The 21,906-nt window shown below is 56.7% G+C and carries 21 protein-coding genes; 13 read left to right on the top strand and 8 right to left on the bottom strand.

The window, feature by feature from the left end; all coding sequences use genetic code 11:
- Positions 1–16: 16 nt before the first annotated feature.
- From hslR to ACOTZB_RS18190, 3 genes are all read right to left on the bottom strand, one after another.
- Positions 17–418 carry a ribosome-associated heat shock protein Hsp15 gene (gene hslR / locus ACOTZB_RS18180; protein WP_029740483.1) on the bottom strand — a complete coding sequence of 134 codons (402 nt, stop codon included), beginning with the start codon at positions 416–418 and terminating at the stop codon, positions 17–19.
- Complete coding sequence (yrfG, locus tag ACOTZB_RS18185) at positions 415–1,098, bottom strand: GMP/IMP nucleotidase (protein ID WP_421628034.1); 684 nt, start codon at positions 1,096–1,098, stop codon at positions 415–417. Before yrfG ends, hslR begins: the two co-directional genes overlap by 4 nt.
- Positions 1,099–1,165: 67 nt before the next feature.
- Positions 1,166–3,301, bottom strand: coding sequence for an intracellular growth attenuator family protein (locus ACOTZB_RS18190; RefSeq protein ID WP_337281198.1), 2,136 nt, complete (start codon positions 3,299–3,301; stop codon positions 1,166–1,168).
- A gap of 449 nt (positions 3,302–3,750) precedes the next feature.
- Between ACOTZB_RS18190 and nudE the strand changes: the two genes are divergently transcribed.
- Positions 3,751–4,311: an ADP compounds hydrolase NudE gene (gene nudE / locus ACOTZB_RS18195; protein WP_421628036.1), complete on the top strand. Its 561-nt coding sequence runs from the start codon at positions 3,751–3,753 to the stop codon at positions 4,309–4,311.
- Positions 4,312–4,398: 87 nt separating this feature from the next.
- On the opposite strand, the gene mrcA is transcribed toward nudE, so the two are convergent.
- Entirely contained in the window at positions 4,399–6,951 is a 2,553-nt protein-coding gene (gene mrcA / locus ACOTZB_RS18200) for a peptidoglycan glycosyltransferase/peptidoglycan DD-transpeptidase MrcA (RefSeq protein WP_045357640.1), read from the bottom strand.
- Between the two features lie 120 nt (positions 6,952–7,071).
- Here mrcA and ACOTZB_RS18205 point away from each other — a divergent pair, with 120 nt between their 5' ends.
- The 12 genes from ACOTZB_RS18205 (at position 7,072) to trpS (ending at position 17,037) form a co-directional block, all read left to right on the top strand.
- Positions 7,072–7,848, top strand: a complete 777-nt coding sequence (locus ACOTZB_RS18205; RefSeq protein WP_421628037.1) for a DNA utilization protein HofM — start codon at positions 7,072–7,074, stop codon at positions 7,846–7,848.
- A complete protein-coding gene (locus ACOTZB_RS18210; protein ID WP_421628038.1) occupies positions 7,845–8,339 on the top strand; it encodes a PilN domain-containing protein in 495 nt (164 codons plus the stop codon). Before ACOTZB_RS18205 ends, ACOTZB_RS18210 begins: the two co-directional genes overlap by 4 nt.
- Before the next feature lie 3 nt (positions 8,340–8,342).
- Positions 8,343–8,798: a HofO gene (locus ACOTZB_RS18215; RefSeq protein ID WP_421628040.1), complete on the top strand. Its 456-nt coding sequence runs from the start codon at positions 8,343–8,345 to the stop codon at positions 8,796–8,798.
- Complete coding sequence (locus tag ACOTZB_RS18220; protein WP_421628041.1) at positions 8,788–9,189, top strand: HofP DNA utilization family protein; 402 nt, start codon at positions 8,788–8,790, stop codon at positions 9,187–9,189. Before ACOTZB_RS18215 ends, ACOTZB_RS18220 begins: the two co-directional genes overlap by 11 nt.
- On the top strand, positions 9,119–10,342 hold the full coding sequence (hofQ, locus tag ACOTZB_RS18225) for a DNA uptake porin HofQ (protein WP_421628082.1): 1,224 nt from the start codon (positions 9,119–9,121) through the stop codon (positions 10,340–10,342). Before ACOTZB_RS18220 ends, hofQ begins: the two co-directional genes overlap by 71 nt.
- 286 nt (positions 10,343–10,628) lie before the next feature.
- Entirely contained in the window at positions 10,629–11,150 is a 522-nt protein-coding gene (gene aroK, locus ACOTZB_RS18230; protein WP_003861630.1) for a shikimate kinase AroK, read from the top strand.
- Positions 11,151–11,207: 57 nt separating this feature from the next.
- Positions 11,208–12,296: a 3-dehydroquinate synthase gene (gene aroB, locus ACOTZB_RS18235; protein ID WP_193805227.1), complete on the top strand. Its 1,089-nt coding sequence runs from the start codon at positions 11,208–11,210 to the stop codon at positions 12,294–12,296.
- A 92-nt stretch (positions 12,297–12,388) separates the two neighbouring features.
- Positions 12,389–13,687, top strand: a complete 1,299-nt coding sequence (damX, locus tag ACOTZB_RS18240) for a cell division protein DamX (protein WP_421628043.1) — start codon at positions 12,389–12,391, stop codon at positions 13,685–13,687.
- Between the two features lie 67 nt (positions 13,688–13,754).
- Entirely contained in the window at positions 13,755–14,567 is an 813-nt protein-coding gene (gene dam, locus ACOTZB_RS18245; RefSeq protein WP_033146808.1) for an adenine-specific DNA-methyltransferase, read from the top strand.
- A 41-nt stretch (positions 14,568–14,608) separates the two neighbouring features.
- Entirely contained in the window at positions 14,609–15,286 is a 678-nt protein-coding gene (gene rpe / locus ACOTZB_RS18250; RefSeq protein WP_024907923.1) for a ribulose-phosphate 3-epimerase, read from the top strand.
- Complete coding sequence (gene gph / locus ACOTZB_RS18255) at positions 15,279–16,040, top strand: phosphoglycolate phosphatase (protein WP_024907924.1); 762 nt, start codon at positions 15,279–15,281, stop codon at positions 16,038–16,040. Before rpe ends, gph begins: the two co-directional genes overlap by 8 nt.
- A complete protein-coding gene (gene trpS / locus ACOTZB_RS18260; protein ID WP_121426113.1) occupies positions 16,033–17,037 on the top strand; it encodes a tryptophan--tRNA ligase in 1,005 nt (334 codons plus the stop codon). Before gph ends, trpS begins: the two co-directional genes overlap by 8 nt.
- A 101-nt stretch (positions 17,038–17,138) precedes the next feature.
- On the opposite strand, the gene ACOTZB_RS18265 is transcribed toward trpS, so the two are convergent.
- The 4 genes from ACOTZB_RS18265 to nirB all read right to left on the bottom strand — a co-directional run bounded on the left by ACOTZB_RS18265 (position 17,139) and on the right by nirB (position 21,828).
- A complete protein-coding gene (locus ACOTZB_RS18265; protein ID WP_047646835.1) occupies positions 17,139–17,309 on the bottom strand; it encodes a YhfL family protein in 171 nt (56 codons plus the stop codon).
- 143 nt (positions 17,310–17,452) lie between these two features.
- Positions 17,453–18,826, bottom strand: coding sequence for a siroheme synthase CysG (gene cysG, locus ACOTZB_RS18270; RefSeq protein WP_421628046.1), 1,374 nt, complete (start codon positions 18,824–18,826; stop codon positions 17,453–17,455).
- 135 nt (positions 18,827–18,961) lie between these two features.
- Positions 18,962–19,288 carry a nitrite reductase small subunit NirD gene (gene nirD, locus ACOTZB_RS18275; RefSeq protein WP_023309475.1) on the bottom strand — a complete coding sequence of 109 codons (327 nt, stop codon included), beginning with the start codon at positions 19,286–19,288 and terminating at the stop codon, positions 18,962–18,964.
- The gene (gene nirB, locus ACOTZB_RS18280; RefSeq protein WP_421628048.1) at positions 19,285–21,828 is read right to left on the bottom strand and encodes a nitrite reductase large subunit NirB; all 2,544 of its coding nucleotides are present in this window, start codon (positions 21,826–21,828) and stop codon (positions 19,285–19,287) included. Before nirB ends, nirD begins: the two co-directional genes overlap by 4 nt.
- Between the last annotated feature and the right edge of the window lie 78 nt (positions 21,829–21,906).

The raw sequence follows: 21,906 nt of genomic DNA on the forward strand, positions 1-21,906 counted from the left end.
TCTCGTGCGGGTGAGGTTAATCAGTCTCACCGTGTTTAAATTTCATCAGATCGCGGCGCTCTTTTTTATCCGGTCGCCGGTCCGGGTGGGGCATCGTCAGCGCGTTCATTTTGCGCGCCAGCGCGGTCTTCTCGCGCTTTTCAATGCTCTCCGCTGTCTCTTCATAAAGCAGTACGGCTTCCGCTGCAGGTCGACGCTGTTCGGTAATGGCTTTGATCACTACCGTACGTTCATCGTTGCCCTGACGCAGCGTTAAGGTGGCATTCAGCTCAACCAGCTTGCTCGGTTTGCTGCGCTGGCCGTTGTAATGCACTTTTCCGCCGTCAACCATCTCGCGGGCAAGGGCGCGTGTTTTATAAAAACGCGCTGCCCACAGCCATTTATCCAGTCTTACCCCGTCAGAGGGTTTTTCTTTCATGGCGCCTCCTTCACGGTCAGTGAGGGGATCATCTGGCGGTAGTCGTTCAGTCCCGGGTGGCGCAGATAGCTTTTTTCAGCCAGGCCAGAGTCAGGATTGGTCACGCCCAGACAGTAGCGAATGCCAAACCTTGCGGCAGAATCCAGAATGGGCTCGCTGTCATCAATGAACAGCGTACGTTCTGGCTGCAAACCCGTCTCTTCCTTCACCGCATGCCACAACCGCTGATCCTCTTTCGGATAACCAAATGTGTGGGTGGAAAGTAATAAATCAAGGTGCGACGCCAGGCCCGTATGCTCCAGCTTCACCGCCAGATTATGTGGATGCGCGTTGGTCAGCAAAATACGGCGCTTGCCGCTGGCTTTCAGCGCATCCAGAAAGGGCACGGTATCCTCGCGCAGAACGGCGCGCGGGCCCTGGGCGGTGGTCATGGCACATATATCCAAACCGAGGCGCTCGCTCCAGTAGTCAAGACAGTACCAGTTTAGCGTATGTTGCACCGCGCTATATTGCGAACGAATGAATGCCTGCGCTTCTGCCGGGGAGATCCCCTGCTGCTCGCCATAGGTTTCTGGAACCAGCGTTTGCCAGAAATAGTTATCAAAGGCGAGATCGAGCAGCGTGCCGTCCATATCCAGCAGAACGGTATCTACCTCCTGCCAGGCGATATCAAGATGCATAAGGGGGAACTCCAGCCAGAAGAAACGTGCGCGACAGGGTAGCACATCTTGTCGCGCGACGACGTTATCAGATCAGGCTCTCAGACGAGGGGATCAGCTTTGGATTAAGGCAGTTTTCATAATACTGCTGAATGTCGGCAAGCCGGGTGCGCGAGCGCTGGTAGCGGCGCAGGGCCATAAAGCCGTTCCAGAAAATGGCGGCAAGCATCGCGGTCATCAGCAGAGAGGTGCCGATGTAGCGCCACAGTCCTGCGCTGTCCGGCATTCGGTGCAGGCCGATATGGCGAGTGCCGTTGGCATCAGTATAAATACTCGTGACAATCCCTTCGGCGCTAAACGGCGTTTGCATCAGCATCTGCGCCAGGCGCTGGAACTGGCTCCACTGTTCCTGCGCTGGGTAATCATAAAGCGCGACCTGCGGGTAGGGCTGATCGACCAGGTCGCTGCCTTCATCGCTTGCTATCACAAAGCCGCCCGGAGCCGGGCTGTTCAGCGCCTGAGCCGCACGGGTAGTCTCGCGCATCATGAACGGCGACGTCGAGGTGGCGACCAGGTTATCCAGAGATTCAGCGCTCACCGGACGCAGCAGCACGTTAACGCCGTCCAGCCGTCCCGCTTCGGCGCGTTTAACCAGCGAGTCCCAGTCTTTACTGTTCCCCAGGTTTACCAGGGCGTTTTTAAGGCGTATGCACTCATCCTGAGAGGAGCATAAATCCTGTGTTTTCAGGACGATGTCACCAAAATCATCCAGCAGAACCATGCCTGATTTCTGAATGGCCGAGCGCAGCGCGGGGCTGACGCGCGAATCATCGTCCGGTTTCGGATGCAGCTGGCGGTTAACCGTCTGGGTGAGAGCCGTGGCCTTATTCACCACTTCGGATTCCGGCAGCGGCAGCGGCGGCGCGTCGTTCCAGATAATTTGCGAACAATCGAACGGCATGAACGGCGAGCTCTGACGTGTGTTCCACGCCCCCGGGGTGTGAATATTACACATCCCGGTACCCTTCAGGCGCAGCGTGTCCCCCACGCGAACACCGGCTTCATCCAGTTTGTTGACGCTGGTCGCTTCAATGGTTTGCGCCCCTTTGATCCACGACAGGGTGAATTTAATGGGCATATCCAGCGGCACGAAAAGCAGCAGCATGGCTAAGACCAGCGCGGCGCCGCCGGCAATGACCGTACTGCGTAGCCAGTGCTGAAGCGGGAAATTTTTCACTTCATCATGCAGAGACAGGAAGCGCCCCTGACGCACAACGTGGCGGTCAAGGTAGATATCAATATCGGTTTTCTGCCCTAAATCCTGTGCGATCCACGGCTGCCAGTGGCGCGGGTAGATCAGGTCGATAATACCGAGCGAAATATTGTTGAGATGTTCCTGATCGTTTTCACCGAACAGGCCCCAGCGCTTTGGCGTCCCGCGCAGGCAGTGGATTTCGCGCAACGAGGTTTTAGCCGGTGGAGCAAAGAGACCCCAAAGCCCGCCGGCCAGCAGCAGCAGCGCGCCGCCAGCCAGCCAGGGGACAAACACATCCGGCGTGAGCAGGCAGATAAAAAAGAGCAGGAAGGCAGCAACGATCAGAATGGCTTCACGAATGCCGTCCGGGCGGCTCAGGGCATACTCTTCATGCGTTTCCTGGCGAATGTTCAGCAGTTCGATCTGCTCTGTCTCTTCGCCACGAATGGACGCCTGCGTTGAACTTGCGCGTTCCAGCGCAAAACGCGGGGCTTCCTGAAGGTAATCATTCAGCGTATGGCCGTTAAGCGAGATAACCAGGGGTAACGAATCGGTGTGAATCAGCTCAACGCTGTTTTCGTCATTAATGTATTGCTCCCAGGACGGGGGCAGATGCACTTCGACGGAATCAAGATAATAGCGCCATTTGTTGGGGTCATCAGTGGTGATGCCGTAGCGCGTGATGGAGCGAGTCACGCAGAGCACGGTATCACTTTGCGCATTAAGCTTGAGCGCGACGGGCGCAGCGGTAGCTCCCGTTGGCCCAGGCGTTAGCTGAGTACGGTTCAGGATTTCGAGATAGTTTTCAACCGCATCGCGCTCGTCTTGCGTAAGTTTACGCGTGCTCGCACCCGCAAATGCATTTAAAAAGGGCAGACGATAACGGCGCTGTACGCGGCGCCTGTACAACCACCCTGCAACCAACGCGCCGGCCAGCATAGCAGCGAGAACAATCAAAATGGTGCTCATGCTTTCCCCATCTTACTTATCTTCTTACAGGTGTATACCCGTCATACTTCGAGTTGTCTGTGCGTTGGCTTTCCTCGCTCACCTCAGTCACGTACTAATGTACGCTCCTGAGGATTCGCTGCGTCGCCGCCTTCATACAACTCGATTTATTTAGGGTAAAGTCAGTAGCACCTTTACATTGAATGAGAGTCTGTGGCTGGCTATCGGCAAGTATGGAGTCGAACTTGAGCATTCTGAAGCGCATCCCAGTGACCGGTGATGATAGCAAAGCCTGTTATGGCGCGATATCAGCAAATTCCTGGAAACATTTCAACCTCTTGACATTTGTTTTGAATTGAGGATTGATCCCAAATACGTTGCATAAATGTAAATAAAGAACAATTGACATTGCCGAAACCGTGCGGCGTATCGCACAATAACGCCAGTTCTCACTGCTAAGACCCATCAAGATGAGCAAACCACTACAAAAACCCACCATTCTGAATGTTGAAACTGTCGCCAGATCGCGCCTGTTTAATGTCGAAAGTGTGGACCTGGAGTTCAGCAACGGTGTGCGTCGCGTTTATGAACGTATGCGCCCCTCTTCGCGCGAAGCGGTGATGATTGTGCCGATTGTCGACGATCATCTGATTTTGATCCGCGAATACGCTGTGGGAACGGAATCTTACGAGCTTGGGTTCTCGAAAGGGCTTATCGACCCGGGTGAAACCGTCTTTGAAGCGGCAAACCGCGAGCTAAAAGAAGAGGTGGGCTTTGGTGCGAATGAGCTTTCATTCCTGAAAAAGCTGAGCATGGCGCCGTCCTATTTTTCCAGCAAAATGAATATCGTGGTGGCTGAAGACCTCTATCCTGAATCGCTGGAAGGGGATGAGCCGGAGCCGCTGCCGCAGGTTCGCTGGCCCCTAGCGCACCTGATGGATCTGCTGGAAGACCCTGACTTTAATGAGGCTCGCAACGTGAGCGCGCTGTTCCTGGTACGGGAATGGTTGAAGGGGCAGGGGCGACTGTAGTGGCCTGATGCCTCACCCCAACCCTCTCCCACGGGAGAGGGAGCAAACACAAAAACGGCAACCAGAGGTTGCCGTTTTGCTTTGTTGTCAGAACAGCTCGTGCGTCTCGCCGTTATCAATAATCTCTGTCCCCACCTCGTGCACCGCCTGCGTGGTTGGCTGCGTGCCCTCGATGAAATACTCTTCGCGGCTATTACCGCCGTTGGCGAGCTGACCGGTGCTGCGGTCGATATTAACCGTCACCACGCCCGGCGGTGGCGTTAACGGCTGCTCCGGCACGCCTTCAAGAACGGACTTCATGTAGGCGTCCCAGGCCGGCTGCGCGCTCTTCGCACCGCCTTCGTAGCCGGAAATCTGATCCTTAATCGCGCCGGAGGCCGTTGTACGACCTAAGTCACGGCGGTGATCGTCGAAACCGATCCAGACCGACGTTACCACGCCAGGACCGTAGCCGGAGAACCACGCATCTTTCGAGCTGTTGGTTGTCCCCGTTTTACCGCCGATATCATGGCGCTGCAAATCACGCCCTGCGCGCCAGCCTGTGCCCTGCCAGCCCGGTTCACCGAAGATGTTGGTGTTCAGCGCGCTTTTGATCAGGAAGGACAGCGGCGTGTTGATCACATGCGGGGCATACTCCGGCGCGCCGGTCTGTGCCACCAGAGACTGGTTAGCCTGCTCGAGCTGCGGCTGCGGCACGACGCCGTTCTGCTGCTCCTGAGACACGGCAGGGTCTTCCATGTCCTTGTTTTCAAGCACGTCGGATTTCGGCGTATTGCCATAAATGACCGGAATATCGCAGTCAGGGCAGGCAATCTTCGGCTTCGCTTCGAACAGCACGCCGCCCTGATCGTTTTCAATCTTGCTGATGAAGTACGGGTCAATCAGGAAGCCGCCGTTGGCCATCACCGAGTACCCGCGTGCGACCTGAAGCGGCGTAAACGAGGCGGAGCCTAACGCCAGCGACTCGGTGCGAACGATGTTCTGCGCCGGGAAACCGAAGCGCTGCAGATACTCTGCAGCATAGTCGACGCCCATCGCGCGCATGGCGCGCACCATCACTACGTTTTTCGACTGTCCCAAGCCCTGACGGAGACGAATTGGGCCGGCATACTCCGCAGGGGAGTTCTTCGGCTGCCAGTCGGAACCGGCACCGGCATCCCAGCGGGAGATTGGCACGTCGTTAAGGATGCTGGCGAGGGTCAAGCCTTTATCCATCGCTGCCGTGTAGAGGAACGGTTTGATATTGGAACCGACCTGACGCAGCGCCTGGGTGGCGCGGTTAAATTTGCTCTGGTTGAAATCAAACCCGCCGACCAGGGCCAGGATGGCACCGTTCTGTGGATTGATAGAGACCAGGGCCGAGTTAACGTCCGGCACCTGTGCCAGCCACCAGGATTCGCCTACCTTACGCACCCAGATTTGCTGCCCGGTCTGCACGGCATCGGTCACTTTACGCGGCGTTGCGCCCTGCAGGGTATCCGAGCGGTAAGGACGCGCCCAGCGGATACCGTCCATACGCAGCGAGACGGAAGTACCGTCCGCGAGCGTCGCAACGGCTTCCTGAGGATCGGCCTGCGTCACCACGGCAGGAAGGAGCGGACCATAGGTTGGCAGCGCCTTCAGCGTACTGGTGATTTTTTTACTGTCCCACGCGCTTTCGCCCACTTTCCAGAGCACGTTTGACGGGCCGCGATAGCCGTGACGCATATCGTAGTCCATCACGTTGTTCCGCACCGCTTCCTGAGCCGCCTGCTGGACCTTACGGGTGACGGTGGTGTACACGCGATAGCCATCTTCATAGGCCTTGTCACCATAGCGATTCACCATCTCCTGACGAACCATTTCGGTCAGGTAAGGGGATGCGAAGGCGATTTCAGGGGCGTGGTAGTTAGCGTCAATCACATCGTTACGCGCCTGGTCGTACTCGCTCTGGCTGATGTAGCCTTCGCTCAGCATACGTGACAGAACGACGTTACGGCGCGCGGTGGCGCGATCGAGCGAGTAGAGCGGGTTAAACGTGGACGGCGCTTTCGGCAGACCGGCGATGGTTGCCATTTCGCTTAAGGTCAGCTGCTCAACAGGCTTACCGAAATACACCTGTGCGGCAGCCCCCACACCATAGGCGCGGTAACCCAGGTAGATTTTGTTGAGGTACAGCTCAAGGATTTCGTCTTTGCTCAGCAGCTGCTCAATACGGATCGCGAGGAACACCTCTTTGATCTTACGTATCAGCGTCTTTTCAGGGCTGAGGAAGAAGTTACGCGCCAGCTGCTGCGTGATGGTACTTGCCCCCTGAGAGGCGTGACCAGAGAACAACGCAATGCTCGCGGCACGGAAAATCCCCACCGGATCGACACCGTGGTGCTCGTAAAAACGGCTGTCCTCCGTGGCGATAAAGGCTTTTACCATCACGGGTGGAATTTGGTTTAAGGTCAGCGGAATACGACGCTTCTCGCCATACTGCGCCATCAGCTCGCCATCGGCGCTATAGACTTGCATCGGGATCTGGAGGCGCACATCGCGAAGCGTGGCGACATCAGGTAGCTGTGGCTCAATATATTTGTACAAACCGTAAATCGAGCCTGCTCCCAGCAGAATGCAACAGACTGCAAGGATGAATAAATACTTTACGAACTTCACCGGAGATTTCCCATTTGGTTTCACTTGGGCAGTTTCTAAACAATCGCGCGGTAGTATAAAGGCAAGCCTGATTCATTGATATAGCCGTCAAGGCGACGGGCGATAAGGAGATCGTAAAGCATGGCTTTCAAAAGATGGCAAACGGGCGTTCATATTCAACAGGATAGGGTGCTGATCGTCGCCCTGGCCCGGGAGAAGTCGGGCTGGTGCTTGCGCCGCTGGTGGGCGATTCCTCTGGACGAGGGCATCAGTCGTGACGGCAAAATTTGTCAGCCAGAACAGCTGGTTGATGCGTTACGTGACTGGCGGAAAACGCTGCCGCACTACCATCGGGTGTTCCTCTCTTTCCCGGCAGCACGCACTCTGCAACGGTCGCTCCCCCGTCCGACCGTTGCGCTGCGCGACAGCGAGCAGCTCTCATGGCTTGGCGCGGCGCTCGCGCGCGAACTGGAGATGTCTGCCGATACGCTCTGTTTCGATTACGCGCAGGATACCTTCAGCAATACCTTTCAGGTGACCGCCGCGCAACACAACGAGGTCGACACCCTACTGGCGCTGGCGAAAACGCTGCGTTTGCGGCTGGTGGCCATTACGCCGGATGCCAGCGCGCTGGCGAATCTTCTTACTGCCGTGGCGCCAGCGACGTGCGTCGCCTGGCGCGACGATCGGCAGTGGCTGTGGGCGATGCGTCACCAGTGGGGACGCCGCTTTACCACAGAAGCCGAAAGCGTGGCCGAGCTGGCGGCGCTGCTGGCGCTTGGTCCGGATGACATCGCGCTGTTTGATAGCCGACGTGACCCGTGGGAAATCCTGGAGCGCTGCCATGCCCCGCTACCGGACAGCGGCGCTGATTATACCGTTGCGCTGGCGTTGGCCATGAGCGAGGTGCCCGGATGAGCATCATGAACTTTCTGCCCTGGCGACAGCAGCGGCGCGCACGATGCCTGCGTTTCTGGGGGGCAATGTGTGTCGGCACCGTGCTGTTGATGTTCGCGGTCATTTTCTGCCTGCGGATAAACCCTCTTATGAGGCTGCACGCGCTGCAAACGGAGCTGACGGGAACGCAGACCGTGCAGCACGCGCTTGCCTCCCGGCAGACACTCGCCTCACAGGCGCAGAAGCCAGCGCAGACCCTTCAACGACGCGCATGGCAACCGGTGCTGGAGTCCCTTTCCCGCGCCACTCCTTCACAGGTCTGGCTGACAGAGCTTCGCTATCAGCCTCCTGCTCTGACGCTGAGCGGGTATGCCATAACCCTGTCAGCCCTGTCTGCTCTGCGCGATGCGCTGGGCCAAATAGCGGGTTTTACGCCCGGAACGGCGGGTGAGCTTCGGCAGGACAGCCAGGGGCGGTGGATGTTCACCCTCCATCTTAAAAGCGAGGGGTAACGCATGGATACCCTGTTAGAACGCTGGTGCGAAAGCCGTCCCTGGTATCGGGTGCTTTTTTGGTGTCTGGGGAGTCTCCTGGCAGGACTGGCCGCGTGGGGCACCTTGCTCAGACCGCTAGACAGGCAGTGTGCTGAACGACAGCGACAGCTGATTCAGGACGCAAGGACGAACGCGGCGTTATGGCCTGCCGTCAGAAAGGTGCCGTTTCGTCCGGAAACAACGGACACACTGGCGCTGACGGCGTTTTCTCCGCTCGATTTTCAGGGCGATAACGCGACGCTGGTTCACTGGAAGCCGCTGCAGAACGGAGGGGAACTGATGCTGGAGGTGGAGTGGCAGGCTCTCCCGGCGCTTTTTTCCCAGCTGGCGCAGCGGGATGTGCAGATCGCCGCTTTCGCGATTGCACCACAAGGTACAGCGTTGCGCCTGCGGCTGGAGCTGGAACATGCGAAATAGCGCGCGATATTTGCTGGTTTGCTCAGCGCTGCTATTGACCGGCATGCGCGATCCGTTTCGCCCGCCGGACGATCCCTGCGCCATAGGCGAGCTGGCGCAGTGGCGCTACCGCGGCATGGTGGGAGGACAGCAGGCTATCGGCATTTTACAGGATGGGCAAAAGCGCTGGTACCGCCTGAAAATGCATGAGCGCTTCCCGGCAGGCTGGACGATAACAGCCATCAATGAAACGGAACTGGTTGTTGATGTGGGTGACACATGTGAACCAGGAATATGGACGTGGCAACGAGAAGGAACGAATAAGAATGAACTTACGGATAATGCTGTGGCTGCTGGCGTTCAGCCATCCGCTGTGGGCCGCCGCGCCAAAACCGGTCACGCTGGTGGTTGATGACGTGCCTGTAGTCCAGGTGCTGCAGAGCCTGGTTGCACAGGAGAACCGAAATCTGGTGGTATCGCCTGACGTCGGCGGCACGCTTTCGCTCAACCTGACGCGCGTCCCCTGGCGTCAAGCGTTACAGACGGTTGTCACCAGCGCTGGCCTTGTTTTGCGAGAGGAGGGCGGCATTTTTTATGTGCATACCGCGGCCTGGCAGCGTGAGCAGCAGGAACGTTCAGAACAGGAGCGAACGCGTCGACAGCTTGATGCGCCGCTGGTGTCTCACAGCATCGCTTTGTCCTATGCCGATGCCGGAGAGCTGCAAAAAGACGCGGAAAAGCTCCTGAGCCCAAAGGGAAGTTTGTCTCTCGACAAACGCACTAACCGGCTGCTGATTCGGGATAACCAGACGGTGGTGGAGACGCTGCAGCGTTGGGCCGCTCAGATGGATATACCCGTCGAACAGGTCGAGCTGGCGGCGCATATTGTGACCATTAATGAAAAAAGCCTGCGTGAGCTGGGGGTGAAGTGGAGTCTCGCCGACGCCGCCGACGCGGGCAAGGTTGGACAGCTCACCACGCTGGGCAGCGATCTTTCCGTCGCCAGCGCCACCAGCCACGTGGGTTTTAACATCGGACGGATCAATGGTCGGCTACTGGATCTGGAGCTCTCTGCGCTGGAGCAAAAACAGCAGGTCGATATCATCGCCAGCCCGCGGCTGCTGGCCTCGCATATGCAACCGGCCAGCATCAAGCAGGGGAGTGAAATACCGTATCAGGTCTCAAGCGGTGAAAGCGGCGCCACCTCCGTTGAGTTTAAAGAGGCGGTATTAGGAATGGAGGTCACACCGGTGGTCTTACCGGGAGGACGCGTGCGCCTGAAATTGCACATCAGTGAAAATATGCCGGGACAGGTTCTGCAGCAGGCTGACGGCGAAACGCTGGCGATCGATAAACAGGAGATAGAAACCCAGGTGGAGGTAAAAAGTGGAGAAACGCTGGCGTTGGGCGGAATTTTTTCGCAGAAGAATAAAACCGGCAGTGACAGCGTGCCGGGGCTGGGAAAAATCCCCTGGCTTGGACAGCTTTTTCGCCACGATGGTAAGGATAATGAACGGCGCGAGCTAGTGGTGTTTATTACACCACGTCTGGTCGGTATTCGCTGACGGGTAACGATCCCCGCAATGATTTTGCATTCAGTTTGTTGCAGATGTTTGACGTGGGGCATGAATTAGCATACAAGGAGTACCGATTTGAGTTGGACTTACGTCTTATTACCTTATGCGCCCGGCGCGGTGATTTAATCAGTTGCCAAACAAGCCGGAGTATTGAGATAATTTTTAGTCTGACTCTCGCTCTATTGCATATGAGGTTTCAGTTCATGTCCTGCTACGCTGGGTGTCTGCGAAGCGGGAATTACCATTAACGAATAGTCTTAGTAGTACCGATAAAATGGCAGAGAAACGCAATATCTTTCTGGTTGGGCCTATGGGTGCCGGCAAAAGCACTATTGGGCGTCAGTTAGCTCAACAACTCAATATGGAATTTTACGATTCTGATCAAGAGATTGAGAAACGAACCGGAGCTGATGTGGGCTGGGTTTTCGATGTAGAAGGCGAAGAAGGTTTCCGTGACCGAGAAGAAAAAGTGATCAACGAACTCACGGAAAAGCAGGGCATCGTTCTGGCAACAGGCGGCGGCTCTGTGAAATCTCGCGAAACCCGCAACCGTCTCTCCGCCCGTGGCGTAGTGGTCTATCTTGAGACGACCATCGAGAAACAGCTCGCACGTACGCAGCGCGATAAAAAGCGCCCGCTGCTGCAGGTTGAAACGCCACCACGCGAAGTTCTGGAAGCGTTGGCCGATGAACGCAATCCGCTGTATGAAGAGATTGCCGATGTGACCATTCGTACTGACGACCAGAGCGCTAAAGTGGTTGCAAACCAGATTATTCATATGCTGGAAAGCAACTGATTCTGGCTTTATATACACTCGCCTGCGGGTAAAAGCATTAAAGGTGGATGTCGCGTCATGGAGAGGATTACAGTTACTCTCGGGGAACGTAGTTACCCTATCACCATCGCGGCTGGTTTGTTTAACGACCCAGCTTCCTTTTTACCACTGAAAGCGGGTGATCAGGCGATGCTGGTCACCAATGAGACGCTGGCTCCGCTTTATCTCGACCGCGTACGCCACCTGCTTGAGCAGGCGGGCGTAAAAGTCGACAGTGTGATTCTCCCCGATGGCGAGCAGTATAAAAGCCTGAAGGTACTGGATACCGTCTTTACCGCATTGCTGCAAAAACCGCATGGTCGCGATACAACACTGCTTGCCCTGGGCGGCGGTGTTGTGGGCGATCTGACCGGCTTTGCGGCCGCAAGCTATCAGCGTGGCGTCCGTTTTATTCAAATCCCAACCACGCTGCTGTCCCAGGTCGACTCCTCTGTGGGTGGCAAAACGGCAGTCAACCATCCGCTCGGCAAAAACATGATTGGCGCGTTCTACCAGCCCGCATCGGTGGTGGTGGATCTCGACTGTCTGAAAACCCTGCCGAAGCGCGAACTGGCTTCGGGTCTGGCGGAAGTGATCAAATACGGCATTATTCTTGATGGCGAGTTCTTTAACTGGCTTGAAGAGAATATGGATGCGCTGCTGTGCCTGGATGAGGCTAAACTGGCATACTGCATTCGTCGTTGCTGTGAGCTGAAAGCAGAAGTTGTCGCAGCAGACGAGCGTGAAACGGGCTTACGTGCTTTACTGAATCTTGGGCATACGTTTGGCCACGCCATTGAAGCCGAGATGGGTTACGGCAACTGGCTGCACGGTGAAGCCGTCGCGGCTGGTATGGTCATGGCAGCGCGCACCTCTGAACGTCTGGGGCAGTTTAAACCTGAAGAGACGGCGCGCATCATTGCGCTGCTTGAACGTGCAGGTTTGCCGGTAACCGGGCCGCAGGAGATGTCGGCGCAAGCGTATTTACCCCACATGATGCGCGATAAAAAAGTATTGGCAGGTGAGATGCGTCTTGTACTCCCGCTTGCAATAGGGAAGAGTGAAGTGCGCGGCGGAGTGCCGCACGATGTCGTTCTTGGCGCTATCGCTGATTGTCAGCAGGCGTAACAACTAGAAAGGTCAGGCCACTGTCGCAGGTGGTCGTTTAGCTTCAGGTGAAATGCAAAGTCGTTAGCATAAGCCTTTGAGTGGGGTGTTAAATGGATGAATTCAAACCAGAAGACGAGCTGAAACCCGATCCCAGCGATCGTCGTACTGGTCGTTCTCGTCAATCTTCAGAACGTGATAACGAGCCGCAGATCAACTTTGACGATGTTGATCTGGATGCAGACGATCGTCGCCCTTCGCGCAGCCGCAACGCGCACGAAGAGCGAGCAGAAGAGGATTATGAGTCCGAAGAAGATTCAATGGACGAACAGCCTGTAGAGCGTCGCCCGCGTAAACGTAAAAAAGCCGCTGCGCCGAAACCGGCTTCCCGCCAGTACATCATGATGGGCCTGGGCGTTCTGGTGCTTGTGCTGCTGATTGTCGGCATTGGCTCCGCGCTCAAAGCACCGTCAACGAACTCAACCGAGCAAACAGCTTCCCCTGAGAAGAGCATCAACCTGTCCGCTAACGATGCGACCAATCAGGCGAATGGCGCACAGCCTGCACCGGGTGCGACTTCCGCAGAGCAGACCGCAGGTAACACTACAGCGCCGCAGGATGTTTCTCTGCCGCCCGTTTCTTCAACCCCTGCTCAGGGTCAGGCACCTGCTACGCCTGAAGGCCAGCAGCGCGTAGAAGTTCAGGGAGATCTGAACAATGCGCTGACGCAGCCGCAGAACCAGCAGCAGGTTGATAACGTCGTGGTTAACTCCACGCTGCCAACTGAGCCGGCAACCGTTGCGCCGATTCGCGGTGGTAACGCTCAGCCACAAACGGCTGCGACAGAAACCAAACCGCGCCAGACGCAAACTGCGACGCGTCCTGAACGTAAGCAGGCGGTGATTGAGCCTAAGCGTGAAACCAAACCTCAGGCAGTCGTAAAAGCGCCTGAAGTGAAAGCCGTACAGGCACAGCCGAAACACACCGAAACGGCTGCGGTGAGCGAGCCTGCTAAAGCGCCAGTCACGCAGACTGCGCCGAAAGCAACGGCGACCACAGCGGCACCTGCAGCAACGGCTCCAGCAGCCACGGCAACAGCCTCCAGCAGCGCCGCAGGTAAAACTGCAGGTAACGTTGGCTCGATGAAGTCTGCGCCATCCAGCAACTACACGCTGCAGCTGAGCAGTTCGTCTAACTATGACAACCTCAACGGTTGGGCGAAGAAATCAAATCTGAAAGACTATGTTGTTTATCAGACGACCCGTAATGGTCAACCGTGGTATGTGCTGGTCAGCGGCGTTTATTCGTCCAAAGATGAAGCGAAACGTGCCGTAGCGGCACTGCCAGCGGATGTTCAGGCAAAAAATCCCTGGGCGAAGCCGATTCATCAGGTTCAGGCCGATCTGAAGTAATGTTTAAAGCGCAGGATGCTGTCGGAGCTTTCTCCACAGCCGGAGAAGGTGTAATCAGTTAGTCAGCATGAAAAAAAATCGCGCTTTTCTGAAATGGGCAGGGGGGAAATACCCCCTGCTCGATGATATTAAAAAGCACCTGCCAAAAGGCGAGTGTCTAATCGAGCCTTTCGTGGGCGCAGGATCGGTGTTCCTGAACACCGATTTTTCACGTTATATCCTGGCGGATATCAACAACGACCTTATCAGCCTCTATAACATCGTTAAGCTGCGTACCGAAGAGTATGTTGCAGAGGCGCGCAAACTGTTTACGCCGGAGAATAATCAGCCGGACGTTTACTACCAGTTTCGCACTGAGTTTAATCAGAGTCAGGATCCGTTCCGCAGAGCGCTGCTGTTCCTCTATCTCAACCGACATGGTTACAACGGCCTGTGCCGCTATAACCTGCGCGGGGAATTTAACGTACCGTTTGGTCGCTATAAGCGTCCGTATTTCCCGCAGGACGAGCTGTATCACTTTGCCGAAAAAGCGCAGAACGCAGAGTTTCATTGCCTCTCCTATGAAGAGTGTATGGAGCTGGCAGGCGTAAACTCGGTGGTTTACTGTGACCCGCCTTACGCACCACTGTCTGCAACGGCGAATTTCACCGCTTATCACACCAACAGCTTCAGCCCGGCCGAACAGGCCCGTCTGGCGGAGATGGCGGAAAAGCTGGTCAGCAAAAGAATTCCGGTGTTAATTTCGAATCACGACACGCCTGATACGCGCGAATGGTACAAAGCCGCGAAGCATTTTCAGGTCAAAGTGCGGCGTAGCATTAGCAGCAACGGCGGCACACGTAAAAAGGTGGACGAACTTCTGGCTCTTTATCGCCCCTGAGCCGTTTTGCCCGCCGGTAAACACATTTCAAGGAGAAGCGGATGAAACAGTTTTTGATTGCTCCCTCAATTCTGTCGGCCGATTTTGCCCGCCTGGGTGAAGACACCGCCAAAGCTCTCGCGGCTGGCGCAGATGTCGTCCATTTCGACGTTATGGACAACCACTACGTCCCTAACCTGACCATTGGCCCAATGGTGCTCAAGGCATTACGTAACTATGGCATTACCGCGCCGATCGACGTTCACCTGATGGTGAAGCCTGTTGATCGCATCGTGCCTGACTTCGCCGCAGCGGGTGCCAGCATCATCACTTTCCATCCGGAAGCCTCTGAACACGTGGACCGCACGCTGCAGCTGATCAAAGAGAACGGCTGTAAGGCGGGCCTGGTGTTTAACCCGGCCACGCCGCTGAGCTATCTCGATTACGTGATGGACAAGCTGGACGTGATTCTGCTGATGTCCGTTAACCCGGGCTTCGGCGGTCAGTCTTTCATTCCCCACACGCTGGATAAGCTGCGAGAAGTGCGCCGTCGCATTGATGAGTCAGGTTATGATATTCGCCTGGAAGTGGACGGCGGTGTGAAAGTGAATAACATTGGTGAAATTGCGGCAGCCGGCGCGGATATGTTCGTTGCAGGTTCGGCAATTTTCGACCAACCGGATTACAAAAAAGTCATTGATGAAATGCGCCGTGAGCTGGCGAAGGTAAGTCATGGATAAATTGCAGGCAATTCGGGGTGTGGCATTCGACCTCGACGGTACGCTGGTTGACAGCGCGCCGGGCTTAACGAGCGCTGTAGACCAGGCGCTGTATGCACTTGAACTCCCCGTTGCGGGGGAAGAGCGCGTGGTAACGTGGATTGGCAACGGCGCCGATGTCCTGATGGAGCGCGCGTTGACGTGGGCGCGTCAGGAGCGCGCGTCGCAGCGTTCCGCGCAGGGGAAACCGAGCGTTGACCACGCTGATATCCCTAAGGATGAGCAGCTACGGATTCTGCGCAAACTGTTCGATCGTTTCTATGAAGAGACCGTCGAGGAGGGCAGTTTCCTGTTCCCGGACGTTCAGGAAACGCTGAGCGCGCTGCACGCGAAGGGCATCCCGCTGGGGCTGGTGACCAACAAACCCACGCCGTTCGTTGCACCGCTGCTCGAAGCGCTTGATATCGCGAAGTATTTCTCCGTGATTGTGGGCGGCGACGATGTGCAGAACAAAAAGCCGCATCCGGAACCGCTGTTGCTGGTGGCAGGAAAATTATCCTTAACGCCTGCAGAGCTGCTCTTTGTCGGGGATTCGCGCAATGATATTCTGGCTGCCCGAGCGGCTGGGTGTCCTTCCGTCGGATTAACCTATGGCTACAACTACGGTGAAGCCATCACATTAAGTGAGCCGGATGTGGTCTTCGACCACTTCAAAGATTTGTTGCCCGCACTCGGGCTTTCACACAGTGAACATCAGGAATTGAATAATGACTAAGCCCATCGTTTTTAGTGGCGCACAGCCTTCAGGTGAATTGACCATTGGTAACTACATGGGTGCGTTACGTCAGTGGGTCAGCATGCAGGATGACTACCATTGCATTTACTGCATCGTCGATCTCCACGCGATTACCGCGCGTCAGGATCCTGAGAAGCTGCGTAAAGCCACCCTGGACACCCTGGCGCTGTACCTGGCCTGCGGCATCGATCCTGAGAAGAGCACCATTTTCGTTCAGTCTCACGTGCCGGAGCACGCGCAGCTGGGCTGGGCGCTGAACTGCTACACCTATTTCGGCGAGCTGAGCCGCATGACCCAGTTCAAGGATAAATCCGCGCGCTACTCTGAAAACATCAACGCCGGTCTGTTCGACTATCCGGTGCTGATGGCGGCGGACATTCTGTTGTATCAAACCAACCAGGTGCCGGTAGGTGAAGACCAGAAGCAGCATCTGGAGTTGAGCCGCGATATCGCCCAGCGCTTTAACGCGATTTACGGCGATGTGTTCAAAGTGCCGGAGCCGTTCATTCCGAAGTCCGGCGCGCGCGTGATGTCGCTGCTGGAGCCGACCAAGAAGATGTCCAAGTCTGACGATAACCGCAACAACGTTATCGGCCTGCTGGAAGATCCGAAATCCGTCGTCAAAAAGCTCAAGCGCGCGGTCACCGACTCCGACGAGCCGCCTGTGGTGCGCTACGACGTGCAGAACAAAGCGGGCGTTTCCAACCTGCTGGATATCCTCTCCGGCGTGACCGGCCAGAGCATCCCTGAGCTGGAACAGCACTTCGAAGGCAAGATGTACGGCCACCTGAAAGGTGAAGTGGCAGATGCCGTTTCCGGCATGCTGACCGAGCTTCAGGAGCGTTATCACCGCTACCGTAACGACGAAGCTTTCCTGCAGAAGGTGATGAAAGACGGCGCGGAAAAAGCCAGCGCGCGCGCGTCCGAAACCCTGAAAGCGGTGTACGAAGCGATTGGGTTTGTTGCGAAGCCTTGAGTCTGCTTGCCGGGTAAGCGTTAGCGCCACCCGACTAAAAACCACACTCTCCAAAACTAAAAAACCGGGATATCCCGGTTTTTTTTACGCCTGAAAAACGCTTACTGCTCCGCCGCCGGGCCGCAGCCACCGATGATCTTCGAAATGGAGATCGCCGGGTGCAGCAGGTAATCGTAGCTGCAGTTATTTTTGGTGTTCTGTACATGACCGGTACAGGCAGTCAGAGTCGATAACAGGCCAACCAGAACGGCTGCTTTTGCCAGTTTGAACATACGCATTCCTTGTCTTAAAAACGAAAGTTGGATGTAACTCAAGGGAATAAAGGGAGAAATTCCACTTCGGGGCGGTATGTTATCGACAGCGGTAAGAGGGGAGTAGTCCGCATAAGGACTACTCCGCAAAGGAAGAATATGCGTTAGTGATTCGAGAACCAGTTCAGCTTATCGCGCAGCTCAACCACGCGACCTACCACAATCAGCGCCGGGCTTTCGACCTGCTGCGCCAGCTCGCCGAGCTGCGTCAGTACACCATTCACCACGCGTTGCTTGATGGACGTACCGTTTTCCACCAGCGCAACCGGCATATCAGCCTCCATGCCGTGCTCCAGCAGCTTCGCCTGAATCGTCGCGGCCTGGTTCAGCCCCATGTAGAAGACCAGCGTCTGCTTTTCCGCGGCCAGATTTTGCCAGTCCAGCTCGCAGCCGGTTTTCAGATGGCCCGTCACCAGACGCACGCTCTGGGCATAGTCGCGGTGGGTCAGCGGAATGCCAGAGTAAGCCGAACAGCCGGATGCCGCCGTAATGCCCGGCACCACGGAGAACGGGATCCCCGCGTCACACAGCGTTTCCAGCTCCTCGCCGCCGCGACCAAAGATAAACGGATCGCCACCCTTAAGGCGCACCACGCGCTTACCTTTCTGCGCCTCGCGCAGCAGGATCTGGTTAATCTCCTCCTGCGGCACGCAGTGGTAGCCCGCCCGTTTACCCACGAAGACGCGGTCGGCATCGCGGCGTACCAGGTTCATGATGTCATCAGAGACCAGGCGATCGTAAACCACGGTATCGGCCTGCTGGATCTGCTGTAGCCCTTTCAGCGTCAGCAAGCCCGCATCGCCGGGGCCTGCGCCCACCAGCACCACTTCGCCGCGATGGTCCAGCGGCTCGCTCAGCAGCTGTTCGGTCGTCTCTTCAACGGCTTTGGTGTCCTGATTCGCCAGCGACTGCGCCAGCCTGTCGTTCACAAAGAATTTTTCCCAGAAGCGACGACGCTCGCCAACGGTCGAGAAGGTTTGCTTCACGCGGGAGCGGAGCTGCCCGGCGTAATGCGCAATCTGACCAAGGTGCTGCGGCAGCACGGCCTCCAGTTTTTCCCGCAGCAGGCGGGCGAGAACCGGCGAGCGTCCGCCGGACGATACCGCAATCATCAGCGGCGAGCGGTCAATAATCGACGGCATGATAAAGCTGGCCTCTTTCGGCGCATCGACCACGTTGCAAAAGATACGGCGCGCTTCGCAGGCATCGCTCACGCGCTGGTTCACTTCATCGTCATCCGTCGCGGCAATGGTCAGCCAGCAGGTATCCAGCAGGGACTCATTAAATTCTCCCTGTTCCAGCGTGAGCATCCCTTCCTGAGCCCAGACCTCAAACTGTGGGGCGAAGGCAATGGCGTTAACGGTCAGTCGGGCGCCAGCCTCTAACAGCAGGCGCGCTTTGCGTTCAGCCACATCGCCGCCGCCCACGAGCAGGCAGTCGCGGTTGCGTAATTGACAAAAAATCGGCAGGTGATCCACGACGTTACCTCGCAGCATTCATGGAGGGGGTAAGAATTGACGTCAGGATAACAGCAGGAATCGTACAAAACATACGGTTTTTCCTGCCGTTACCCATAAGGGGTCATAAGCTTTTCGTATTGAAAAGGCGGGGGATTAGCCTTTCAGCTGCACCTTGCCGTCCTTCACGCGAACGTCATAGTGCTTCACTGAATGACTCTCATCTTCCATGCAGTAGCCGTCGCTTAAGCGGAAACGCTGTTTTTTCAGCGGGCTGGCGACCCACAGTTCGCCCTGATGCTCGGCAATTAGTCCGCGGGAGAGCACGCTGGCCTCGAAGAACGGGTCGATATTGCTGATGGCAAAAACCTGTTCATCGTGGCGAGGGCGGAAAATCGCAACCTGCTCGCTGCCCAGCAGCGCGCATACGCCGGTGGCCGGGATGATGTCGTTAATATCGCAAATGTTTATCCACTGGCTCATGCGTTTTCCTCCACCAGCGTGACCGGAATACGTTCATACGGTGTCGCCGGACGATGCTGTTCACGCTCCGGCACGACCTGTACGTTCGGGTCGCGCTGGGTGCTATTGATAAAGTGTTTGAAGCGCGTCTGAGCCGCCGGGGTGTTGACGGTTTCCGCCCATTCGCAGATCACCGCCTCGCGCAGGCGCGCCATCTCCGCTTCCAGATGCTCGTTCAGGCCCAGCTTGTCGTCGATGATCACCGCTTTCAGGTAGTCGATGCCGCCTTCCTGGTTATCGAGCCAGGAGGCGGTACGGGTCAGCTTATCGGCGGTGCGGATGTAGAACATCATGAAGCGGTCGAGATACTGAATCAGCGTGTCGCGATCGAGATCCGCCGCCAGCAGGTCCGCGTGGCGTGGTTTCATCCCGCCGTTGCCGCAGACGTACAGGTTCCAGCCCTTCTCGGTGGCGATGATCCCCACGTCTTTACCCTGCGCTTCCGCACATTCTCGGGTACAGCCGGAGACGCCGAACTTCATCTTGTGCGGGGTACGGATGCCTTTGTAGCGGTTTTCCAGCTCCACGCCGAAGCCCACGCTGTCGCCGACGCCGTAACGGCACCAGGTGCTGCCCACGCAGGTTTTCGCCATACGCAGCGCTTTGGCGTATGCATGGCCGGTTTCGAAGCCAGCTTCAATCAGCTGACGCCAGATTTCCGGCAGGTCATCCTTTTGCGCGCCGAACAGGCCGATACGCTGGGAGCCGGTGATTTTGGTGTACAGGTTAAATTCACGGGCGATACGGCCCACGGCCACCAGCCCTTCCGGCGTGATTTCGCCCCCGGCAGAACGTGGGATAACGGAATAGGTACCGTCTTTCTGGATGTTGGCCAGGAAGTTGTCGTTGGTGTCCTGCAGCGGCGTATGCTCGGGCTTGAGCACGTACTCGTTCCAGCAGGAGGCCAGCAGGGAGCCGACGGTCGGTTTACACACTTCGCAGCCATAGCCCTGGCCGTGCTTCGCCAGCAGCTCGTCAAAGGACTTGATGCCTTCCACGCGGATCAGGTGATACAGCTCCTGGCGAGAATACGCGAAGTGCTCGCACAGGTTGTTGTTCACTTCGATGCCCTGTTTCGCCAGTTCGGCGTTCAGCACCTGAGTGACCAGTGGAATACAGCCGCCGCAGCCGGTACCGGCTTTGGTTTCGGCTTTCAGGGCTGCAACTGTGTGGCAGCCTTTGTTGATGGCGGAGATCAGCATGCCTTTGGTGACGTCGAAGCAGGAGCAAATCTGCGCGCTGTCCGGCAGTTTATCCACGCCGATAGACGGCTTGCCGCTGGCGGCGTGCGCCGGGAGGATCAGCGCGTCCGGGTTTTCCGGCAGTTCGATGGCGTTCAGCACCAGCTGGAGCAGGTTGCCGAAATCGCTGGTATCGCCCACCAGCACCGCGCCGAGCAGGGTTTTGTTATCCTGGCTGACGATAAGACGTTTGTAGACTTCTTTGCTTTCGTCGAGATAGACATAGCTGCGGGAATTCGGGGTGCGGCCATGCGCATCGCCAATACCGCCCACGTCCACGCCCAGCAGCTTCAGCTTGGCGCTCATGTCTGCACCGGTAAACGCGTTTTCGCTGCCGAGGATATGGTCCACGGCGACCTGCGCCATTTTGTAGCCCGGCGCCACCAGGCCGTATACGCGGTTGTTCCAGCTGGCGCATTCGCCAATCGCGTAGATATCCGGATCGGAGGTCTGGCAGGTGTCGTTGATCATGATCCCGCCGCGCTGCGCCACGGCCAGACCGCACTGGGTCGCCAGCTTGTCGCGCGGACGAATACCGGTGGAGAAGACGATGAAGTCCACTTCCAGCTCGCTGCCGTCGGCAAAGCGCATGGTTTTGCGCGCTTCAGTACCTTCCTGAACGATCTCTTTGGTGTTTTTGCTGGTGTGAACCTTCACGCCCATGCTTTCGATTTTACGACGCAGCTGGTCACCGCCCATGTGGTCCAGCTGTTCGGCCATCAGCATCGGGGCAAATTCGATGACGTGGGTTTCAACGCCGAGGTTTTTCAGCGCGCCTGCCGCTTCCAGACCCAGCAGACCGCCGCCGACAACCGCACCGCGTTTGCTTCTGCGTGCGCAGGACTCAATGGCGTTGAGGTCTTCAATGGTACGGTAGACGAAGCAATCCTGAGTTTCCGAGCCTTTGATCGGCGGGATCCACGGATAGGAGCCCGTCGCCATGATCAGCTTGTCGTAAAAAACCGTACGCCCGGCGCTGGAGTGGATCACTTTTTCCTGACGGTTGATGGTGATAGCGCGTTCGCCCACCAGCACTTTTACGCCATGCTTCTCGTAGAAACCTTCGCGCACCAGAGAGAGCTCTTCGGCGGTATGATGGGAGAAGTAGGAAGACAGGTGCACACGGTCGTACGCCTTGCGGGGTTCTTCACAGAACACGGTAATATCGAACTGCTCAGCATCGGCCTTATCGAGAAGATCCTCGATAAAGCGGTGGCCGACCATGCCGTTACCGATGATAGCGAGTCTGACTTTGCTCATTATTGCCTCGATTTCTTTTCTATTATTGCCTACCTTAACGATTCAGCAGGGGCGCTTATTGATGCAAATCAAATACGT

It is taken from the genome of Enterobacter cloacae complex sp. SHL020 (assembly GCF_049236945.1).
Lineage (GTDB): Bacteria > Pseudomonadota > Gammaproteobacteria > Enterobacterales > Enterobacteriaceae > Enterobacter > Enterobacter dykesii.